This is a genomic window from Brevibacillus sp. HD3.3A (assembly GCF_013284375.2).
GTDB classification, from domain to species: Bacteria; Bacillota; Bacilli; order Brevibacillales; family Brevibacillaceae; genus Brevibacillus; species Brevibacillus parabrevis.
Window position 1 is genome coordinate 5,009,642 of the sequence record NZ_CP085874.1, and the last position, 17,217, is coordinate 5,026,858.

Genomic DNA, 17,217 nt, shown 5'->3' on the forward strand with positions numbered 1-17,217 from the left:
ATCAGACGAACATACTTTCCCTATATGATACAGAGGAAATCATTGGTTGAAAAGGAGTGTTTCTTGTGCGCATCGCGTATTTGGACTGTTTTTCGGGGATCAGCGGAGACATGCTGCTCGCCGCATTGGTGGACGCAGGAGCCAATCGCGAGCGGATCGAACAGGAGTTGCGCAAGCTGTCTCCGGGAGATTTTCGCCTGGAGTGGAAAACCGTCGTCAAAGCTGGCGTTTCCGCTTTGAAGCTGGACGTCATCGATGAAAGCCACGCTCCCTCGCTGCCGCAGAAGCCTTTGAAAGTGCTGGGAAACGACCACACACACCGCAGCCACAAAGACATTGTGGCGATGATCCAGGCTGCCGGACTGGCGCCGCGCGTAACTCGCCGCTCTCTGGCTATTTTTGAAAAAATCGCGATCGCCGAAGCGAAAATTCACAATGTCCCTGTAGATACGGTCCATTTTCATGAGGTGGGCGCACTCGATTCCATCGTCGATATCGTCGGGATCGCTTTAGGACTGGAAGAGCTGGACATCGAGCAGCTTTACTGCGGGCCGATCCCGACGGGAAACGGCTACGTGCGCTGCGCTCACGGACTGTACCCGGTTCCCGCTCCGGCGACCATGGAGCTGTTGCTCGGCATACCGCTGCGCGAGACGAGCATCCAAAAGGAATTGACCACCCCTACCGGAGCAGGAGTGGCTGCCGCCCTAGTCGAACAGTTCGGTTCGTTGCCGTCGATGACCGTAGAGTCCATCGGCTACGGCGCAGGCACACGCGACCTGCCCGATCAGCCAAACGTGTTGCGGCTGTTGGTCGGACACAAGTAAACGAAAAAAACTTCCGCCGATGTGCTTTGTCGGCGGAAGTTTTTATTTAGGCAAGGGCAAAGGCTAGGATAGGCTTATCGCAGCAGACGCAAAAACTCGCGCATAAAGCCGGGCAAATCCGGCCATGCATGACCAGAAACCAGGTTGCCGTCTACGTGAAGGGTTTCTTTTTCGTAAATCGCCCCCATCGCCTCGACGTCTGGTCTGCATGCCTGATAGGCTGTCAGCGTACGGCCAGCGAGATGCTCGGAGACGATTGCCAGCACCTGTGAACCGTGGCAGATCGCGGCAACAGGCTTGTTCGCTTCAAAAAAGTGCGAGACGATCGGCTTCAAGTTTTCGTTCAGCCTGATGTGCTCGGGTGCTCTACCGCCCGGAATGATCAAGGCGTCGAACGCTTCCGGATTGACGTCGGCAAAAGCGGCGTGCGCAGGCAGCTGATAAGCCGGCTTTTCCGTATACGTCTCGCTGTGTGCTTCAAAATCGTGGCAAACGGTGTGCAGCGTCTTCACGCTGGGCGCAGCAATCACGGCTTCGTAACCCTCTTCCAGCAAACGGTAATACGGGTAGAACACCTCCAAGGCTTCTACGGCATCCCCTGTAACGATCAACACTTTTTTGCTCATCACACAGCCACCTCCATACGGTTTTGGGGTTTGGATACTCCACGTTTTCAATTCTTTGGCGGCTCGGCTTGCTCCTGCTTGTCTGCCCATATTTTTACAGAACTTTTACGGGCGGCCAGTTCCACAGCTTCCTGATAAACTTGCTGCAAAGGTACGCCGTTGGCTCTGGCAAGCTGCGCGCAGTGCTCGTATTCCGGCGCAATCTGCACCCGCTCGCCCCTGTGGTAGCCGAGTTTGACCGCAACCTCTCCCCAACTCGTCTGAACAGTGATAAATCGCCTTGCCAGACGGTGACACGCTACAGGGAAAGAGCGAATGCCAAACGTCGTCGTCTCCTTGAACAAAATCGTTTTCATCGCCTCAAGCTGGCTCTGATAGCACATGACTTGCACCAGTGTCGCGGCTCTGCTCTTTTTCATCGTCACCGGCAAAAAATGCACATCGTTCGCCCCTGCCCAAAAGCATTGCTCCATCAGATAGGAAAGCCACTCCGGGCTTGCGTCATCTATGTTCGCTTGCAATATCACCATGCCTTCGTCGATATGCTCGTCGGCGTGCTGCCTTTGCTCGTACCCGACAGGTATGCCGTCTGCTCGCGCCGTTTCAACGCCTGGCTTCAGCAAAATTGCTGCCACGTTGTTTTCACCTTCCACCTGCACCAGTTCGCCTGCAAGCCCGCGCATCGGCTTTGCTCCCACTTCCTTCAGCCAGAGCACGGCGAGCGGCGAAAAGTCGCGACGCGGCTCCAACTGTTCCGTCTCCCGGATCGCCAGCCCGGACAGAAGCGACAGGGCGGCGAGCGGCAAACCGAACGGGACGGCGATTGTTTCCACATACAGCTTGCCCCGGCACCAGTCAGTCAAAGGGCTTGTCATCAGCTCGCGCAAGGCTGCTGCTTCCCGTTGCCAGCGTTCCTGATCCATCCCCTCCCGATACCACTCCGCCAAATCGTGCATGCACCCGGCGAATTTCGCGGCGGCAGGCTCAGCTGCACCGATCCCTTGCTTGCTCGCAATCCGTTGCAGCGGCTTCACCAATGATTCCAGCATGATCGGACCTTCTGCCCGAATGACCAGCTTCATTTTTTCCCCTCCGAACTTTGCTTGTTTCTTCTTGCATCATACATCAAATGCCCGTGCCTCCGGAGAAAAGTTGCTCGCCTGCTTCCAAAAAGTATCGTGGATAATCCGCTCAGACTGGCAGAAACTACAACGGAAACTACCCTGGCTGGAGGGAGTCGGCATGCGAGTTTTCCGCCTAATCATTCAGATCAGCTTGTGCGTGGCAGCAATCGTTTTGCCGCTGGAATCAGGCTTTGCCAAAGGCTCTGCTGCCAAACAGACAGATCCTCTGCTAAAAGAGCGCCTGCAGCTTTTTTTGCGCATGGAGTCTTTGTACGGCATTCCGTGGAACTATTTGGCCGCGATTGACCAGTACGAGCGCACGATGAAAATACGCAAAAAACAAGCCAATACGCAAGAATCGAACGCGCGGCTCACGGCTGTTGATATCCCGCAGGAGCGCTGGTCAGGCGTGATGAACCCCGATCCGGAAGATACCAACCCGGCATCGATTCAGTTTTTTGACGGGCTGGGAATGGACGGCGACGGAGATGGGATCGCCGACCGCAACAACGATTTGGATGCACTCACTACGCTTATTCATTACCTGTCCGCTTACGGCTTTTCGGCGGATGACTGGCAAATCGGCGTCTGGTCTTACTACCAGCGCGATCGCTCGGTAAAAACGATCCGGCAATTCGCCCAGGTGTACGACAAATACCAGCACCTGCAACTGGACGAGCGTCATTTTCCCATTCCTGCCCGGTACGACTACAGCTACCGCAGCACATGGGGAGACGCTCGCGGCTGGGGAGGACGCCGCATTCACGAAGGCACAGACATTTTCGCCAGCTACGGCACGCCCGTCCTGTCGACCGCCTACGGAGTCATCGAGGTCATTGGCTGGAACCGCTACGGCGGCTGGCGAATCGGCATGCGGGACATGGGCAACGTGTATCATTACTTCGCGCATTTGTCCTCGTTTAAAAAAGGGTTGAAGCCAGGCGACATCGTGGAGCCAGGGCAATTGCTCGGGTATGTCGGCAGCTCCGGCTACGGAAAGCCCGGGACGGCGGGGAAATTTCCGCCCCACTTGCATTACGGCATGTACCGGGAGACAGGGGGAGCCGATTGGGCTTTTGACCCTTATCCGTATCTCAAGCGTTGGGAACGTCAAAGGAAGCGGTGATGCAGCCGCTTCTTTTTGGCATGTTCTCGATTTCCATTGACAGAGCGCACAGCAGCGAATTACAATCAAATCAAAATTTGGACGATCGTCCAAAAACGAGGTGCACAGCATGACTCCCCCTTCCAAAAGCCAAGCGAAAGCAGAAGCGAAGCGAGCCTTCCTGATCGAACAGGCAACGGCCTGTCTGGCGGAAAAAGGCTACGCCAACGTGTCTTTGCGCGATATCGCCAAGGAATCCGGCGTCTCGCTCGGCATCCTGCATTACTACTTCGCCAGCAAGGAAGATTTGCTGCTCGCTGTCATCGCAAGCTACAAGGAACGCTTGATCGACGAGTTGGAACGCGAAGTAGTCACTGCTCCCCTGGACAGTTGGCTCCCCGCACTCGTGACGGTTCTCGGGCGCAGTCTCCAAGAAGACCGCAAGCTGCATCGGCTCTGGTACGATTTGCAAGCGCAGGCTTTGTACACCCCCGTCTTTCTCGAACAAGTCCACCGCATTCGCGCCCGGCTGCACGACTTGATTGTGCGCATGCTCAGACGGCTGCAAGCGGAGCGGCAAACACCGCTCGCAATGGACGAGAACGCTGCCAGCTCGATCGTTTACTCCTTGATTGACGGCATGATCTTGCAAAGCTTGCTGGACGAAGACAAACCCGCAGCCGAAGCTTTGGCCCTTTTCCAGTTTGCAGTGCAGCATTTTCTTGCGTCGCTTTTTCCGCTTGATCAAAAATGAATGAGGTGATCCATGATGTCCGTCCTCTCTTTGCGCAATCCTGCGACTGGCGAAGTTTTTGGTTCGGTAACGGAGGCCAGCCCGGCCGAGGTTGATGCCGCCGTAGCAAAAGCACGGCGCGCCTTTGCTGCCTGGTCCGCTACATCCCTCGCTGAGCGGCTGCGCTATCTCGCTTCCCTGCGCCACTATCTCGTCGAGCACGGCGAGGAGCTGGCGCAAAAAATCAGCCAGGCAACGGGAAAAGTAACGCTTGAGGCGTACATGACCGAGATTTTTGTCACCGCTGATACGATCCGTTTTTACGAAAAGCACGCACAGCAAATGCTGTCTCCCCAGCCTGTTCCCACCCCGCTCGTGCTCTGGCCGAAAAAATCGTACATCCACTACAAGCCGATGGGCGTTGTCGCGGTCATCTCGCCGTGGAACTATCCGTTTCAGCTTGCCATCATTCCGATGCTGTCCGCGCTTGTCGCCGGAAATACCGTCATTCTCAAGCCGTCGGAAGTCACGCCGTCCACTGGCCTGTTGATCGAAGAACTGTTCGAGATTGTCGGACTGCCTGAAGGCGTCGTCACTGTCCTGCACGGCGGGCGGGAGGTCGGCAGTCGGCTTGTATCCGCCCGGCCTGACAAAATCTTTTTCACAGGTTCGGTCGCCACTGGCAAAAAAATCATGGCAGCCGCAGCGGAGCATTTGATCCCCGTAGAATTGGAATTGGGCGGAAAAGACCCGATGATCGTTTTCGACGATGCCCATCTGGAGCGCGCCGCAAACGGTGCCGTCTGGGGCGCTTTCACCAACTCCGGTCAAGTGTGCATGTCCGTCGAGCGCCTGTATGTCCACGAGCGCGTGTATTCCGAATTTTTGCGCTTGGTCACCGAAAAAACAAAAGCGCTGCGCCAAGGCTTTCCCGAGCAGGCAGAAGTCGGTTCGATGACGTCGCCGCAGCAAATCGGGATCGTCCGCGCGCACATCGACGACGCGCTCGCCGCGGGAGCCACAGCTGTCACTGGCGGAGCGATCCAAACGGACAGCATGTTCCTTGCCCCGACCATCCTGACAGGCGTCACACCGGAAATGAAAATCATGCGCGAAGAGACATTCGGCCCTGTCCTGCCGATCGTCACCTTTTCCGATGAAGCAGAAGTCATCCGTCTGGTCAATGAATCGCCCTACGGCTTGAATGCCTCTGTCTGGTCAGCCGACAAAGCAAAAGCGCAGCGCGTGGCGGAAAAGCTGTTGAGCGGAAACGTGTGCATCAACGACGTCATCATCAGCTATGCCAATCCGCACCTCCCTTTTGGCGGGGTCAAGGATAGCGGCATCGGCCGTTACCGCGGCCCGGTTGGACTGCAAGCTTTCACCCACAGCATCTCGATCATTCACGATCCCGGCTCGAAAAAGCGCGAGTTCAACTGGTATCCGTACACGCCAGACCAGCAGCTGATGTTTTCCGGGCTGACCCATCTGCTCTACGGAAAAAGGCCAAAATGGAATCTTCCCACGCTGAAAGCCATCTGGCGGGAGCTGAAACGACTGCGTTAGCAAGCCTGCTCCCCCTTATTTGATGGTTCCGTAGCCGAGAATGTCCAGTTTGACCTTGATGTTGAGATCGGCCTTCTTGTAGAGGGCCAATCCTTTTTCCCGCGTCCATTTCCCATGGTATTTCTGCCGGAGACTTTCCTCCAAGCCAGCCGGATCGACGCCCCATTTTTGATAGTTTTTCAGCATGGTTTTCGTTTCACTTTGAATCCGCTTTTCCATTTGTTTGACCAGCTTGGTGATCTGCGGACGCTTATCCAAGTTTTTCTTTCCATCATAGCCGACGACCACGCCGCGCAGTTCCAGGTCGATATGAATGACCGGCTTTTTCGTATTGCCATTGCTCCGCACTTTTGATTTCGACCAGACGAAGTCGAAAATGATCTCTTCCATGTCGGCGTTCGCCTCCGCAGCGTCCGGGTCGCCAAACCCGAACTTGACGCGGGGGAGCCGCTTGCGTCCCAACAAACATTGCACCAGCTTCCCTTCGCGCTGCGAGTACAGTCCAATCATCTTGTCCTTTCGCAATAACGCAACTTGGGCAATCTCGATGCTCCCGTCTTGCTTGACCAAATACGGCAAATTCGGATCGCCTATATTGCTGGTCATCATGAAGACAAAATCGTGAATCGTGGAAAAAGACGAAAACGCCGTCTCCACTCTCGGACGCAGCAAGTCGTTCAAATACGTGTTGATTTCCGGCTTGTTCTTGTACTTCCCTCTGATGACATCCTCTACTTTGCCTTTGACGATGGCGATAAACACGTTTTCGCCCACAATCGGATTCCGGTACAAATCGAGCACGACTTTGCCAATCCCGCTTTTTCGGGCAAGCTCCTCGCTGAACAAAATGACGCGCAGCTGCGATAAAGTAATCGTCCGCTCCACTTTGGGAGCCAGCGCCAGCATCGCTTCACTGGTCATCGAAGCCTGGGTCGCATAAATTTGCGTCGTTTCCTTGCCTTTTGCCGGAACCGGAATGGAGACCAGCACCTTCATTTGCGTATCATCGACATAGTCGAACCCCATCACGCCGATCATCGCCATGTCTTCAAGCGCCGGACGTTCATATTCGGCGGCACAGCCCGCAAGCGTGCAGGAAAGGAGTGCGATCAAAAAGAGCCAGCTGCTCCATCTCATGACACCTTCTCCCCCTTTCCTCGCCGCAAAGCGTGCAGCATCAGCAAAAAGATCGGCCACAAGATCAAGCCGTACGCGAAGTAAACAGTCAGCTGGTCATACAGGTAACGTTGCGCTTCCACGGACAGAGGGCCGCGAATCATAAAGTAAGAAATCGCGGACGGCAACAAGAGATGCCATAAGCGACGTTTCCCCGCCAATTGTTCCATCCCCGTACGCGCCATCCACAAGTACGCGGTCGACGTGCTGAGAATGAGAAACACCCACAGACCGATTCCCAAATTTTCTACCCGCTCCAAAAAGGACAGCTCGACAGCCTTGAACAGATTCAAAATCGGGTAGACGAGATTCGCCACCTGCCATTCGGAAAAATACGCCACACTCGTGAGCAGCACCAACACGTAGAAGAAAACGACCGTCCATACGCCGATCAACACATGGCGCCGCGCTCTGTTCTTTTCGATGATAAACGGGTAGTAAATCAACAAAATTTCGTACCCCAGCATACTGCCTGAGGATTGGTTAAGCGCATCCAGCACACTGGCCAGATCGGTATTGAAAAGCGGAAAAATATGCGACAGCCCGCCTTTTTGAAAACCGTAATGCAGCAACACCAGCATCCACCCCGTAAAAAACAAGGCCAGCAGGCAAAATCTCGCCACGAGCTTGATTCCGCCGTTCGTAATGTACATCATGACGAGTGTCAAGCCAAGCAACGGCATGGTGATCGTCTGGTTGTTGAGCATCGAGGTTTGCAAAAGCCGGACGTATCCTTCATTCGCTGTCGATGTGTTCAGGATGGCGTAGACGATGACCAGGACGTTCAGGCAGCTGCCCAGCCACTTCCCCAGCAACTTTTCATGAATCCCGAACAGCGTATCTCCCGGGTAGCGGCTGCACAGCGCGATCATCGGAAAGACCGTCAGCGTCACAATGATTCCGAGCAAAATCGGCGCCATCCACAAGTTATAGCCCATTTTGCTGGCAAAATGAGAAAGCGACAGCAGATTGACGCCGACCATTGAATTGATGATCAGCCCGATTACATGGATCGGATTCAGGCTGTGAATCTTTCCTCTGTCCATCTATCTACTCCTCACCAACGGGCCGCGCCTGTTTGCGTTTTGCTCTGGACATGCGGTTGCGATAGACGATGAACTTCATCGGCGCGCGCACCAGGCCATTAAACAAATCCGTCCACTGGCGCGGCACACCCGGAGCCATGTAAGGAGTGCCCAAAGAGGTCAGGTTGAGCAAATGCGCAAACAAAAAAGCAAGCATCAGCATCTGACCGTACATCCCCATCATGCCTGCCATCAAAATAAAACCGTAACGAACGAGACGAATCGCGTTGCTCATCAAAAAATTGGGCGGAACAAACGAAAGCAGGGCCGAGACGGAGACGAGAACAATCAAGATGTTGCTGGCCAATCCCGCTTGAACGGACGCTGTTCCGATGACAATCCCGCCCACGATCCCGATCGTCTGACCGATTTTCGTCGGCATGCGTATCCCGGCTTCACGCAAAATCTCGATAACCAGCTCGATGAAGATCACTTCGATGACCGGAGGAAAAGGCACCTGGCTGCGCGATTCAGACAAAATCGTCAGCAAGGCGGGAGGGAGCATTTCCGGGTGAAAAGTCAGGACGGATACGTAGCTGGAAGTAAGCAAAATCGTCACAAACAGCCCGAAAAAGCGGATCATTCGCAGCAAGCTCGCCGTTAACCAGCGATTGTAGAAATCCTCGGGGCTGCTGAACATCTCCAGAAAAGAGGCCGGGCAGATCGCCGCTTCAGGGCTTCCGTTCAGCATAATGATGATTCTGCCATCCAGCAGTGCCGCTGCCACATTGTCCGGGCGACTGGTCAGCCCGAACTGGGGAAACGGCGAGTACGGCTTGTCTTCGAGCATTTGTTTCAAAACAGGCAGTCCGACGAAGCCCTGATACTCGACGTTTTGGATGCGTGTCTTCACGCGTTCGACGTTGATCTCGTTCGCGATATTTTCCAGGTACAGGACCGCTACCCGGTTTTGCGTCTCTGTGCCGATCGTGTAGGCGACAATTTTCAGGTTGGGCGTCGTCAATCTGCGGCGCAAGAGCGACAGGTTGATCTCCAGCATCTCCACAAACGAATCCTGCGGGCCGAGAACCGTCGCCTCGCTCTCCGACTTGGTAATCGCACGATGCTCGACCTGAAACGTATTGACGTGCAAAATAAGCTCCCGTTCCAGAAAAAACAGGATCGTATGGCCGCGCAGCAAATTGGCAAGCAGCAAGTCCAGGTTGCCTTCGCGACACGGCTGCGCGTAAGGAAGCACGGTCAACGGATCTCTGCCGTCCGAGCGCTGCAACGGCAAAAACACGTTTTCATACAACTGCGCCAGTTCCACCATCGTATCTAGAAAAAAAACGTGAACCTCTTCGTCATTGATCGTCAAAGCCAGGCTGCTGAGGTCATCCACGTTGTGCATTTGCTGTTTGATCATTTCCGGCGTGATTCGCTCGCCACGCGAAGGCGACGCGCCACCGCTCTTGGCTTGTGCCACTTTGAATACTTGCGCTCTCCACCAATCTGTCGGCTCCATCTTGAATCCCCCGATCTACAGGAAAATCCTTCTTACTTTGACCGATAGGTGGTGATTTTATCCATCCATAGGCGTTTTTATCCATGCAAAAACGGGAGCCTCAGCCCCCGCTTCTCGCCTTCTCATGCTATACTGTTCTCGTTTAGGCAAACTGCTTCGACAGATTCGCCATTTCAATCGCAGCCGCAGCGGCCTCCCAGCCTTTGTTGCCTGCTTTCGTTCCAGCACGCTCAATCGCTTGCTCAATATTGTCTGTCGTCAGCACGCCGAAAATAACCGGAATCCCTGTGGACAGCGACAAGGAAGCAACTCCTTTGGCCGCTTCGTTGCACACGTAATCAAAGTGCGGAGTTGCGCCGCGAATCACGGCGCCCAGCGTCACTACCGCGTCGTAACGGCCGGATTCCGCCATTTTTTTGGCAATCAGCGGAATTTCAAATGCGCCTGGCACCCATGCCACATCGACGTTTTCCTCTTCCACACCGTGGCGCTTCAAAGCATCGAGAGCGCCGCCAACCAGCTTGCTGACGATCAGTTCGTTAAATCGCCCTGCTACAATCCCTACGCGCAGTCCTGTCCCTACCAGATGTCCTTCAAATGTTCTCATTCCGTTCACTCTCCTTTGCATTATAGGTGGAGCAAGTGCCCCAGCTTCGTTTGCTTGGTTGTCAAATATCGCTGATTGTGCGGTTGCACCTGCATTTGCAACGGCACTCTTTCTTCTACTTTCAGCCCGTAGCCGTCCAGCCCGCGAATTTTGCGAGGATTGTTGGTCAAAAGGCGCATCCTGCGCACTCCGAGGTCGCGAAGAATTTGCGCACCAATCCCGTACTCTCGCAAATCGGCCGCAAAGCCCAGCTTTTCGTTTGCTTCCACCGTATCAAGCCCTTCCTCCTGGAGCTTGTACGCCTTGAGCTTGTTAATCAGCCCGATGCCGCGTCCTTCTTGGCGCATGTACAAAAGAATGCCCGCGCCCTCCGCCTCGATTTGCGCAAGCGCAGCATGCAGTTGCGGCCCGCAGTCGCATCGCTCGGAGCCAAAAATATCCCCGGTCAGGCATTCGGAGTGCACCCGGACGAGAACCGGCTTGTCCGAGTCGATCTCGCCCTTGATGAGCGCTACGTGTTCTTTGCCATCTACTTCGTTCGTATAGGCCGCGATCCGAAAATCGCCGAAGCTCGTCGGGAGATTCACTTCGATTTCTTTGTGCACATGCGATTCCGTGCGCATCCGATACGCGATCAAATCGGCAATCGTGATCAGCTTCAGCTCAAACCGCCGCGCAATCTCTACCAACTGCGGCAACCGGGCCATCGAGCCGTCTTCATTCATAATCTCGCAAATCACGCCTGCCGCAGCACTGCCAGCCATCTCCGCGAGATCGACGGCCGCCTCCGTGTGACCAGCCCGGCGCAACACGCCGCCCGCTTTTGCTATCAACGGAAAAATATGCCCCGGCTTGCGGAAATCTTCGGCTGTCTTCTGCTCATCCAGCATCGCCAGCACTGTCTGCGAACGCTCATGGGCTGAGATTCCCGTATGCGTGCTCGCCTCATCAATCGAGACGGTAAAAGCCGTCCCTTGCTTGTCTGTGTTGTCTTCGACCATCGGAGCAAGCTTCAATCTGGCCGCGCGCTGTTGCGTAATCGGCACGCAGACCAGCCCGCGCCCATGCGTTGCCATGAAGTTGATCATCTCCGGTGTCGCCGCTTCCGCCAGGCAGACGAAATCGCCTTCGTTTTCCCGATCTTCGTCATCCACTACGATAATCGCTTTCCCTTGGCGCAAATCTTCCAATGCCTCTTCTAACTGATGAAACATGGGACTTCCCTCCTCGTTCAGACAAATCCATTTTCCTGCAAAAAAGCCATGCTGATCGTCGAGCCTGCCGCTTGCCCGCTCCTTTGCTGGCCGCGATCGCCCAAAAGCCGCTCTACATACTTGCCGATGACGTCTGTCTCCAGATTCACCTGATCGCCTGCGCGCCGATCCTGCAAGCTGGTCTGCGCCAGCGTGTGCGGGATGATCGACACGCTGAAATGCGTATCCGCAGCTTCCACCACAGTAAGACTGATGCCATCCACGCAAATCGAGCCGCGCTCGATGACGTATTTCAACAGCTCCGCGCTCGCTTCGATCGTAAACAGCACAGCGTTGGCGTGCGGCTGTCGCGACACGATCGTGCCTGTCCCGTCCACGTGCCCGGAGACGATATGCCCGCCAAAACGGTCGCCCAAGCGCATCGCCCGCTCCAGGTTGACTCGCTGGCCCGCTCGCAGATGGCGCAGGCTCGTCTTTTTCATCGTTTCCGGCATGACGTCGACCTGAAAATGCCGCTGCGTAAACGAAGTAACCGTCAGGCAAATCCCGTTGACTGCGATGCTGTCGCCCAGTTGCACACCTTCGAGCACCCGCTGCGCCCGGATCACGAGCTGACTCGCCTGATCGTTGCCCGTGAGCGATTCCACCGTGCCCAGCTCTTCTACCAGTCCGGTAAACATCGGCTTTCCTCCTCTTTTTACACGGTTTATAACATCGGAAAGCAGCCATCGGCCTCGGTGAAACAAAGCCGTCTGTCTCCGATTCGCTTTTTTGTCCTCACTCCCACTGTGGATAGCCGCTGATCCGCAAGTCCAGCTCATCCAGTTGCTCAACGGTCGGATTCGCCAGCTTGACCGCCTGATCCATCGTGGAAAAGCCTTGTCCTCCAAACGGTGTCGGCGCCTGGCCACCGCCAATCATTTTCAGCGACACGTAGCTGATCACTTTTTGAATCGCCCGCGCCTGCAAAAACGCTCCGTTGACTGCGGCCCCGCCTTCGACGAGAAGCGAAGTGATTCCCCATTCGCCCAACGTGTCCAGCACCTCGTCCACCCTAATCTGCTCATCTGCCACGAACAGCCGGATACCTTTTTCCGCAAAAGCCTCCTGCTTCGCTTGCGCCGCAGCTTTCGTCGTAAAAATCCAGGTGGGCGCATCCGCATTTTGAATCACGTTGGCCCCGAGCGGCGTGCGCAGCTGACTGTCCCAGATGATACGCACAGGCTGTCGCCCATGCGCTTGCCCGTCCAGTCTCGCCGTCAAAAGCGGATCGTCCGCAAGCACCGTGCCTACTCCGACCAGGATCGCGTCGTGCTGTCTGCGCAGCTCGTGCACTTCCCCCCGCGCCCGCGCACCCGTTATCCAGCGGCTGTGCCCGCTTTCGGTAGCGATCTTGCCATCCAGCGTGCTCGCTGTTTTGATCGTCACAAACGGACGCCGCGTCGTAATGAAGTGGAAAAAGACTTCATTCAGCTTTTTCGCTTCCGCTTCATGCACGCCGACAACCACTTCCGCGCCTGCTGCCCGCAGCTTCTCCGCGCCTTTTCCCGCGACGAGCGGATTCGGGTCCAGCGTGGCGATCACGGCACGCCGGATGCCAGCCGCGATCACCGCCTCGGCGCACGGAGGCGTTTTGCCGTGATGACTGCACGGCTCCAATGTGACATACAGCGTAGCGCCAGCCGCTTTTTGCCCTGCCATCCGCAGAGCGTGCACTTCTGCATGAGGTTCGCCTGCACGCAAATGCGCTCCCATGCCTACTACCTCTCCGTTGTTTACCAGGACTGCACCGACGAGCGGATTGGGGCTCGTCTGACCGTTTGCCGAGCGCGCCAAATCCAGTGCCAGTGCCATGAACCGCATGTCCTGCTCCATGTAAACCTCCTCTTTCATGCACGGATTCCAGCCAATGCAAAAAGCCCTCGAAACCACTAGCGGCTCAGGGCATAAGGAAAGAAGCCTCATCGCATCCGTTTTTTGCAAAAGGGATGCCAAAAAGCATGGTCAGCTCTTCTTCCATCCGGACTTTACCGTCGGCTCTGGATTTGCACCAGATCAGTCGCTGACCGTAACGATCAGCGAGTCGCGGGCTTTAGACGTACATACGTCATTACCGCCGGTCGGGAATTTCACCCTGCCCTGAAGATTTTTGCGCTATGCAGTTTTCCAATAAAAAACGCCCACGAGCAAACGATACTCAGGGCGTAGGGAAACAAGCCTCGTGACAGTTCTGTTTTTGAAAAAACAGCCGCCGAAGCTATTGTAAGACACCTTCTCCCATCCGGACTTTACCGTCGGCCTTGGATTTGCACCAAGTCAGTCGCTATCCATACAGCAATAGCGAGTCGCGGGCTCAGACGTGCGTTCGTCATTACCGCCGGTCGGGAATTTCACCCTACCCTGAAGGCTGGTATTCAGTTAGGCACAGTATAGCACACATTTCTCGTCAACTGTCACTTTTTTAGGTGGAAGTGTCCTTTTCCTGCTCTCCGCGAGCGCGGCTACAAAATGTCCAGCAGCTCGCGCAAGTCCGTGATGTACGCTCGCGGCGACACTTCGTTGCGCTCCATGTCCGCCCGCTCTCCCTGATACGCGATAAACGCCACTTCCCCGCCGTGCGCCGCTTTTCCGTCAATCCAGGAATCTCCGACCATCGTCCACGCCGTAGCAGACCAGTTGGGGTATTGGGCGCGGATGTAGTGAATCCCGGACGGATGCGGTTTGAGTGTCGTCATCTGCTCGCGCGCGACAATCTCCTGGAAACAATCGGCGATTCCCGTATGATTCAGCGCTTCCTCGGCGGCTGCGTAGGCATTGTTGGTCAAAATGAACAAATGATACCGTTCCTTTAGGTGGGCGAGCACTTCCTTGACGTGGTCTTCCAGGACAGCCTCGTGCATCCCTGCTTTTTCAATCGCGGTCACGGCCTCCCACATCGTTTGCTCAAGCTGACTCGTCATCCGACCCGAATTTCTGCCCATTTCGATCAATTGCGAAGCGGTGTGGCTGCGCCAGTCAAAAGTCGGCTCGCACAGCCCGTGCTCAGCCCACAAGGTAAAAATGGCCTGCTTCATTTCCAAAAAGTTGATTTTGGATTGCAGCAACGTATTGTCCATATCGAAAATGATGCCTTTTATCGACGCTCTGGTCATTGTCGGATCTCTCCCCCTTTTGCCAATGATTATTTGGTCAAGTATACCAAATTAAGAACGTTCGACTAGATGCGAAAACGGGAATCAGGACTTTTTCCAATCGCAAAAGCTCGTGAACGACGCCTAGACGATCGACGATAAAAACATCATCATCCAGGGACAGGACCAGGAGAAAAACACCTCATGGAACATGATCGACAGCCCGCTCAGCTGCCAGGAGGGCGTGATTGAGCTGACCGTCACCTGGGGTGAGCTGTAGACTTCCCCGACACCTTTTCACGGAACGAAAAAAGCGACAGCCCGCTGCTGCCGCTTTTTTGTTTTTCCCGCCATTCGCCAAGTCCGCTATGGCGCATCGTCTGCCCCTTCCATTTGCGCCCGGGGCACATCCGGCTTGCCCTCCGGATTGTTGTACAAATACTGCGGCACATCCCCGATAATCAGTGAATGTGTGATCGGGATTTTCGTGGTGATCGTCTGCTCCTCGGTGGCAAACGGGATGACAATCTGCAAGTCGACCTCCACGAAAATGTAGACGGTTGCGAGCACCATGTTGATGCCCGCCTCCTTCAACTCTGTCTCCAGCTTTGTTTTCACAGAGCCGATCGGTACAAAAGTGACAGGCAAATTCGGTCCCATCTGCGCCAAAAACGTATTTCCTGTCGCCAAGCCAAGCGGAATGGTGCGATCGACTTTTTCCGTCTCAAATTCCTGAAGCTTGTTCTGCACTCGTGAAGTAGTCTCGCCGACAATTCTCGCGTATTCCCTGAAGTTAAACTGGTACGCCTGAATCTGCCCTTCGTTGTTCTTCTCGATCTTGACGATCTGGTTGAAATCGACGCCCTGCTGGGAAATTCGTTTGGTGACTGCGTCCGTAATCGCTTCTTTTGCCAATTGCTCTGCTTTTTGGGTTGCCAGGATCAAGAGCGTCGGTTCCAGCCGTTGCTGCAAAAAGACGAGTGACTGAATCGACAAAACCACAAAAATTACCAGCGCAATCAAAAACGCTTTCGTTCGAGAAAGCGGGTTCCTCCAACGCCGACGGGGTCGAAATATGGCCAATCCCGTCACCTCCCAATTGGTACATCCTATGGTAGGAGAAGGGAAAAAAGACTACCCGCGACGAGAGTCGGCAACACCCCCGCTTTTCTGCACGTACACGCCCAGTCCGACGAGCGCAAAAATCAGCAGCACCTGTGCACAGACAACCAATCCGAACAAGCCGCACGCCGCCGTTAACAGCGGTGCGCCAAGAAAACCGATAAAAAAGCCGCTGCGGCCGAGAAAGCCCTGCACCCCGAGCACCTTGCCGCGCACTTCATTTTTGGCCAGCTGCAAAAGCGTGCCCTCGTACACCTGTGCCGCCCCGCTCAAAAGCCCGGCGCAACCGAGCAACAACAGCACCGCCGCCGTCCACTCGGCAGCAAACGCCGCCACGACCAGCAGCGCCATCAGCCCGTATGCGCCAAGCAAGCCACGCCAAAAATCAACGGAAAAACGGACGGCGAAGTAAGCGCCAACCAGCCCGCCTGCGCTCATCGCGGACCACATCAGTCCGTGCAGGGTAGCATCGCCACGGCTTAGCCCATCGGCTAAAAACGGCAAGCCGTAGTTGTGCGCGGCCGTACTGATCGCCAGCGGCGCAGCCAGCAGACTGACCGCGAGCAGCACAGGCGCTCCTTGCAAATACACAAAAGCTGCGCGCATCCCGCCGCTTGCCGTTTCTTTCTCTTCGGCTTTTTCCGCCTTGTCCGGCGTAGCTCTGCTCTCCCAGCGCATCCGCGTCAAAATTGCTGCCGAAAACAAAAAGCTCGCAGCGTCTGCTCCAATGACGAGTGCATAGCCGACATGATCGGTTAACAAGCCGCCCAAAAGGAAGCCGACAATGCCGACAAACGATTCCAGCCTCACCTTGAGACTGTTCACCCAAGCCAATTTTTCCGGTCCAAACATCTGCGGCAATGACGCCTGGAAGCTGATCGCAAACAGCGTGTACAGCATCCCTTTGAGAAAAGCCGCCGCGACGACAACGTATGGATGCGGAATGAGCAAAATCGCCAGCAAAGCCAGCCCCGCTCCGATGTCGCTTGCGATCATCGCCTGTCTTCTGTCCATCCGGTCTGCCAATATGCCAGCAAACGGGCTGAACAGCATTCCGCCCACCTGTCTGGCGACAAAAAAAGCCATCAGCCAAAACGCGCTATGTTCAAACGTAAAAATCAAGGCGCTGCACGCGATCAAGTCCATTCGCGATCCGAGCGAGGACAGCGCATTGACGTACAAATACTTTTTCATGTTCATGTGTACCAAACCTCCTGGTGATCACAGGCGGTTCAGACTGACGCCCCCATCTACGGGGTGCGTACACTGATTATGGCAGTTGACATGCGCATGCCTCCTCGTGTGTAAGTGTGTAAAATCATGACTCGTTTTTGTTCTGTCACTTTCGACGGGGGCCGTTCCTTAACCGTCTATGTGCGGCAACTCATGCCGTACTCCCATCATAACGAGACGCTCCTATCTTGTCATGAAAAACG

The 17,217-nt window shown here is 55.2% G+C and carries 16 protein-coding genes and 2 riboswitches; of the genes, 4 read left to right on the top strand and 12 right to left on the bottom strand.

Going from position 1 to position 17,217, the window contains the following annotated elements; translation table 11 throughout:
- The first annotated feature begins 65 nt into the window (after positions 1-65).
- Complete coding sequence (locus HP435_RS23385; RefSeq protein ID WP_173599631.1) at positions 66-827, top strand: nickel pincer cofactor biosynthesis protein LarC; 762 nt, start codon at positions 66-68, stop codon at positions 825-827.
- A gap of 74 nt (positions 828-901) precedes the next feature.
- On the opposite strand, the gene HP435_RS23390 is transcribed toward HP435_RS23385, so the two are convergent.
- Both HP435_RS23390 and larC read right to left on the bottom strand, forming a co-directional pair.
- Positions 902-1,453, bottom strand: a complete 552-nt coding sequence (locus HP435_RS23390; RefSeq protein WP_173599632.1) for a DJ-1/PfpI family protein — start codon at positions 1,451-1,453, stop codon at positions 902-904.
- 47 nt (positions 1,454-1,500) lie between these two features.
- Positions 1,501-2,535, bottom strand: coding sequence for a nickel pincer cofactor biosynthesis protein LarC2 (larC, locus tag HP435_RS23395; RefSeq protein ID WP_173596744.1), 1,035 nt, complete (start codon positions 2,533-2,535; stop codon positions 1,501-1,503).
- A 160-nt stretch (positions 2,536-2,695) separates the two neighbouring features.
- Between larC and HP435_RS23400 the strand changes: the two genes are divergently transcribed.
- From HP435_RS23400 to HP435_RS23410, 3 genes are all read left to right on the top strand, one after another.
- Positions 2,696-3,703 (top strand): M23 family metallopeptidase, encoded by a 1,008-nt coding sequence (locus tag HP435_RS23400; RefSeq protein WP_122964495.1) that lies wholly within the window; start codon positions 2,696-2,698, stop codon positions 3,701-3,703.
- Between the two features lie 109 nt (positions 3,704-3,812).
- Positions 3,813-4,436: a TetR/AcrR family transcriptional regulator gene (locus tag HP435_RS23405; RefSeq protein WP_173599633.1), complete on the top strand. Its 624-nt coding sequence runs from the start codon at positions 3,813-3,815 to the stop codon at positions 4,434-4,436.
- A gap of 15 nt (positions 4,437-4,451) precedes the next feature.
- Positions 4,452-5,981 carry an aldehyde dehydrogenase family protein gene (locus HP435_RS23410; protein WP_370641109.1) on the top strand — a complete coding sequence of 510 codons (1,530 nt, stop codon included), beginning with the start codon at positions 4,452-4,454 and terminating at the stop codon, positions 5,979-5,981.
- Positions 5,982-5,996: 15 nt separating this feature from the next.
- Here HP435_RS23410 and HP435_RS23415 read toward each other — a convergent pair whose 3' ends face one another.
- The 10 genes from HP435_RS23415 to HP435_RS23460 form a co-directional block, all read right to left on the bottom strand.
- Positions 5,997-7,118: a Ger(x)C family spore germination protein gene (locus HP435_RS23415; RefSeq protein ID WP_173599634.1), complete on the bottom strand. Its 1,122-nt coding sequence runs from the start codon at positions 7,116-7,118 to the stop codon at positions 5,997-5,999.
- Positions 7,115-8,203 (bottom strand): GerAB/ArcD/ProY family transporter, encoded by a 1,089-nt coding sequence (locus HP435_RS23420; protein WP_173596741.1) that lies wholly within the window; start codon positions 8,201-8,203, stop codon positions 7,115-7,117. Before HP435_RS23420 ends, HP435_RS23415 begins: the two co-directional genes overlap by 4 nt.
- Positions 8,204-8,207: 4 nt before the next feature.
- Positions 8,208-9,707 carry a spore germination protein gene (locus tag HP435_RS23425; RefSeq protein WP_173596740.1) on the bottom strand — a complete coding sequence of 500 codons (1,500 nt, stop codon included), beginning with the start codon at positions 9,705-9,707 and terminating at the stop codon, positions 8,208-8,210.
- Between the two features lie 142 nt (positions 9,708-9,849).
- A complete protein-coding gene (gene ribE / locus HP435_RS23430; RefSeq protein WP_122964489.1) occupies positions 9,850-10,314 on the bottom strand; it encodes a 6,7-dimethyl-8-ribityllumazine synthase in 465 nt (154 codons plus the stop codon).
- 20 nt (positions 10,315-10,334) lie between these two features.
- Positions 10,335-11,528 carry a bifunctional 3,4-dihydroxy-2-butanone-4-phosphate synthase/GTP cyclohydrolase II gene (locus HP435_RS23435; protein WP_173599635.1) on the bottom strand — a complete coding sequence of 398 codons (1,194 nt, stop codon included), beginning with the start codon at positions 11,526-11,528 and terminating at the stop codon, positions 10,335-10,337.
- A 17-nt stretch (positions 11,529-11,545) separates the two neighbouring features.
- Entirely contained in the window at positions 11,546-12,208 is a 663-nt protein-coding gene (locus tag HP435_RS23440) for a riboflavin synthase (protein WP_122964487.1), read from the bottom strand.
- 97 nt (positions 12,209-12,305) lie between these two features.
- Positions 12,306-13,403, bottom strand: a complete 1,098-nt coding sequence (gene ribD / locus HP435_RS23445; RefSeq protein ID WP_173599636.1) for a bifunctional diaminohydroxyphosphoribosylaminopyrimidine deaminase/5-amino-6-(5-phosphoribosylamino)uracil reductase RibD — start codon at positions 13,401-13,403, stop codon at positions 12,306-12,308.
- A gap of 129 nt (positions 13,404-13,532) precedes the next feature.
- A riboswitch (FMN riboswitch) is annotated at positions 13,533-13,679 on the bottom strand.
- Between the two features lie 114 nt (positions 13,680-13,793).
- Positions 13,794-13,940: riboswitch (FMN riboswitch) on the bottom strand.
- Between the two features lie 89 nt (positions 13,941-14,029).
- The gene (locus HP435_RS23450; RefSeq protein WP_173599637.1) at positions 14,030-14,680 is read right to left on the bottom strand and encodes an HAD family hydrolase; all 651 of its coding nucleotides are present in this window, start codon (positions 14,678-14,680) and stop codon (positions 14,030-14,032) included.
- Positions 14,681-15,025: 345 nt separating this feature from the next.
- A complete protein-coding gene (yunB, locus tag HP435_RS23455; protein WP_122964484.1) occupies positions 15,026-15,751 on the bottom strand; it encodes a sporulation protein YunB in 726 nt (241 codons plus the stop codon).
- Positions 15,752-15,793: 42 nt separating this feature from the next.
- Positions 15,794-16,981 (bottom strand): MFS transporter, encoded by a 1,188-nt coding sequence (locus tag HP435_RS23460; RefSeq protein ID WP_173599638.1) that lies wholly within the window; start codon positions 16,979-16,981, stop codon positions 15,794-15,796.
- Between the last annotated feature and the right edge of the window lie 236 nt (positions 16,982-17,217).

Excerpts from the sequence above, each read along its gene's own strand:
- HP435_RS23390 (WP_173599632.1), bottom strand. The coding sequence starts at position 1,453 with ATGAGCAAAAAAGTGTTGATCGTTACAGGGGATGCCGTAGAAGCCTTG.
- larC (WP_173596744.1), bottom strand. The coding sequence starts at position 2,535 with ATGAAGCTGGTCATTCGGGCAGAAGGTCCGATCATGCTGGAATCATTG.
- HP435_RS23400 (WP_122964495.1), top strand. The coding sequence starts at position 2,696 with ATGCGAGTTTTCCGCCTAATCATTCAGATCAGCTTGTGCGTGGCAGCA.
- HP435_RS23405 (WP_173599633.1), top strand. The coding sequence starts at position 3,813 with ATGACTCCCCCTTCCAAAAGCCAAGCGAAAGCAGAAGCGAAGCGAGCC.
- HP435_RS23410 (WP_370641109.1), top strand. The coding sequence starts at position 4,452 with ATGTCCGTCCTCTCTTTGCGCAATCCTGCGACTGGCGAAGTTTTTGGT.
- HP435_RS23415 (WP_173599634.1), bottom strand. The coding sequence starts at position 7,118 with ATGAGATGGAGCAGCTGGCTCTTTTTGATCGCACTCCTTTCCTGCACG.
- HP435_RS23420 (WP_173596741.1), bottom strand. The coding sequence starts at position 8,203 with ATGGACAGAGGAAAGATTCACAGCCTGAATCCGATCCATGTAATCGGG.
- HP435_RS23425 (WP_173596740.1), bottom strand. The coding sequence starts at position 9,707 with ATGGAGCCGACAGATTGGTGGAGAGCGCAAGTATTCAAAGTGGCACAA.
- ribE (WP_122964489.1), bottom strand. The coding sequence starts at position 10,314 with ATGAGAACATTTGAAGGACATCTGGTAGGGACAGGACTGCGCGTAGGG.
- HP435_RS23435 (WP_173599635.1), bottom strand. The coding sequence starts at position 11,528 with ATGTTTCATCAGTTAGAAGAGGCATTGGAAGATTTGCGCCAAGGGAAA.
- HP435_RS23440 (WP_122964487.1), bottom strand. The coding sequence starts at position 12,208 with ATGTTTACCGGACTGGTAGAAGAGCTGGGCACGGTGGAATCGCTCACG.
- ribD (WP_173599636.1), bottom strand. The coding sequence starts at position 13,403 with ATGGAGCAGGACATGCGGTTCATGGCACTGGCACTGGATTTGGCGCGC.
- HP435_RS23450 (WP_173599637.1), bottom strand. The coding sequence starts at position 14,680 with ATGACCAGAGCGTCGATAAAAGGCATCATTTTCGATATGGACAATACG.
- HP435_RS23460 (WP_173599638.1), bottom strand. The coding sequence starts at position 16,981 with ATGAACATGAAAAAGTATTTGTACGTCAATGCGCTGTCCTCGCTCGGA.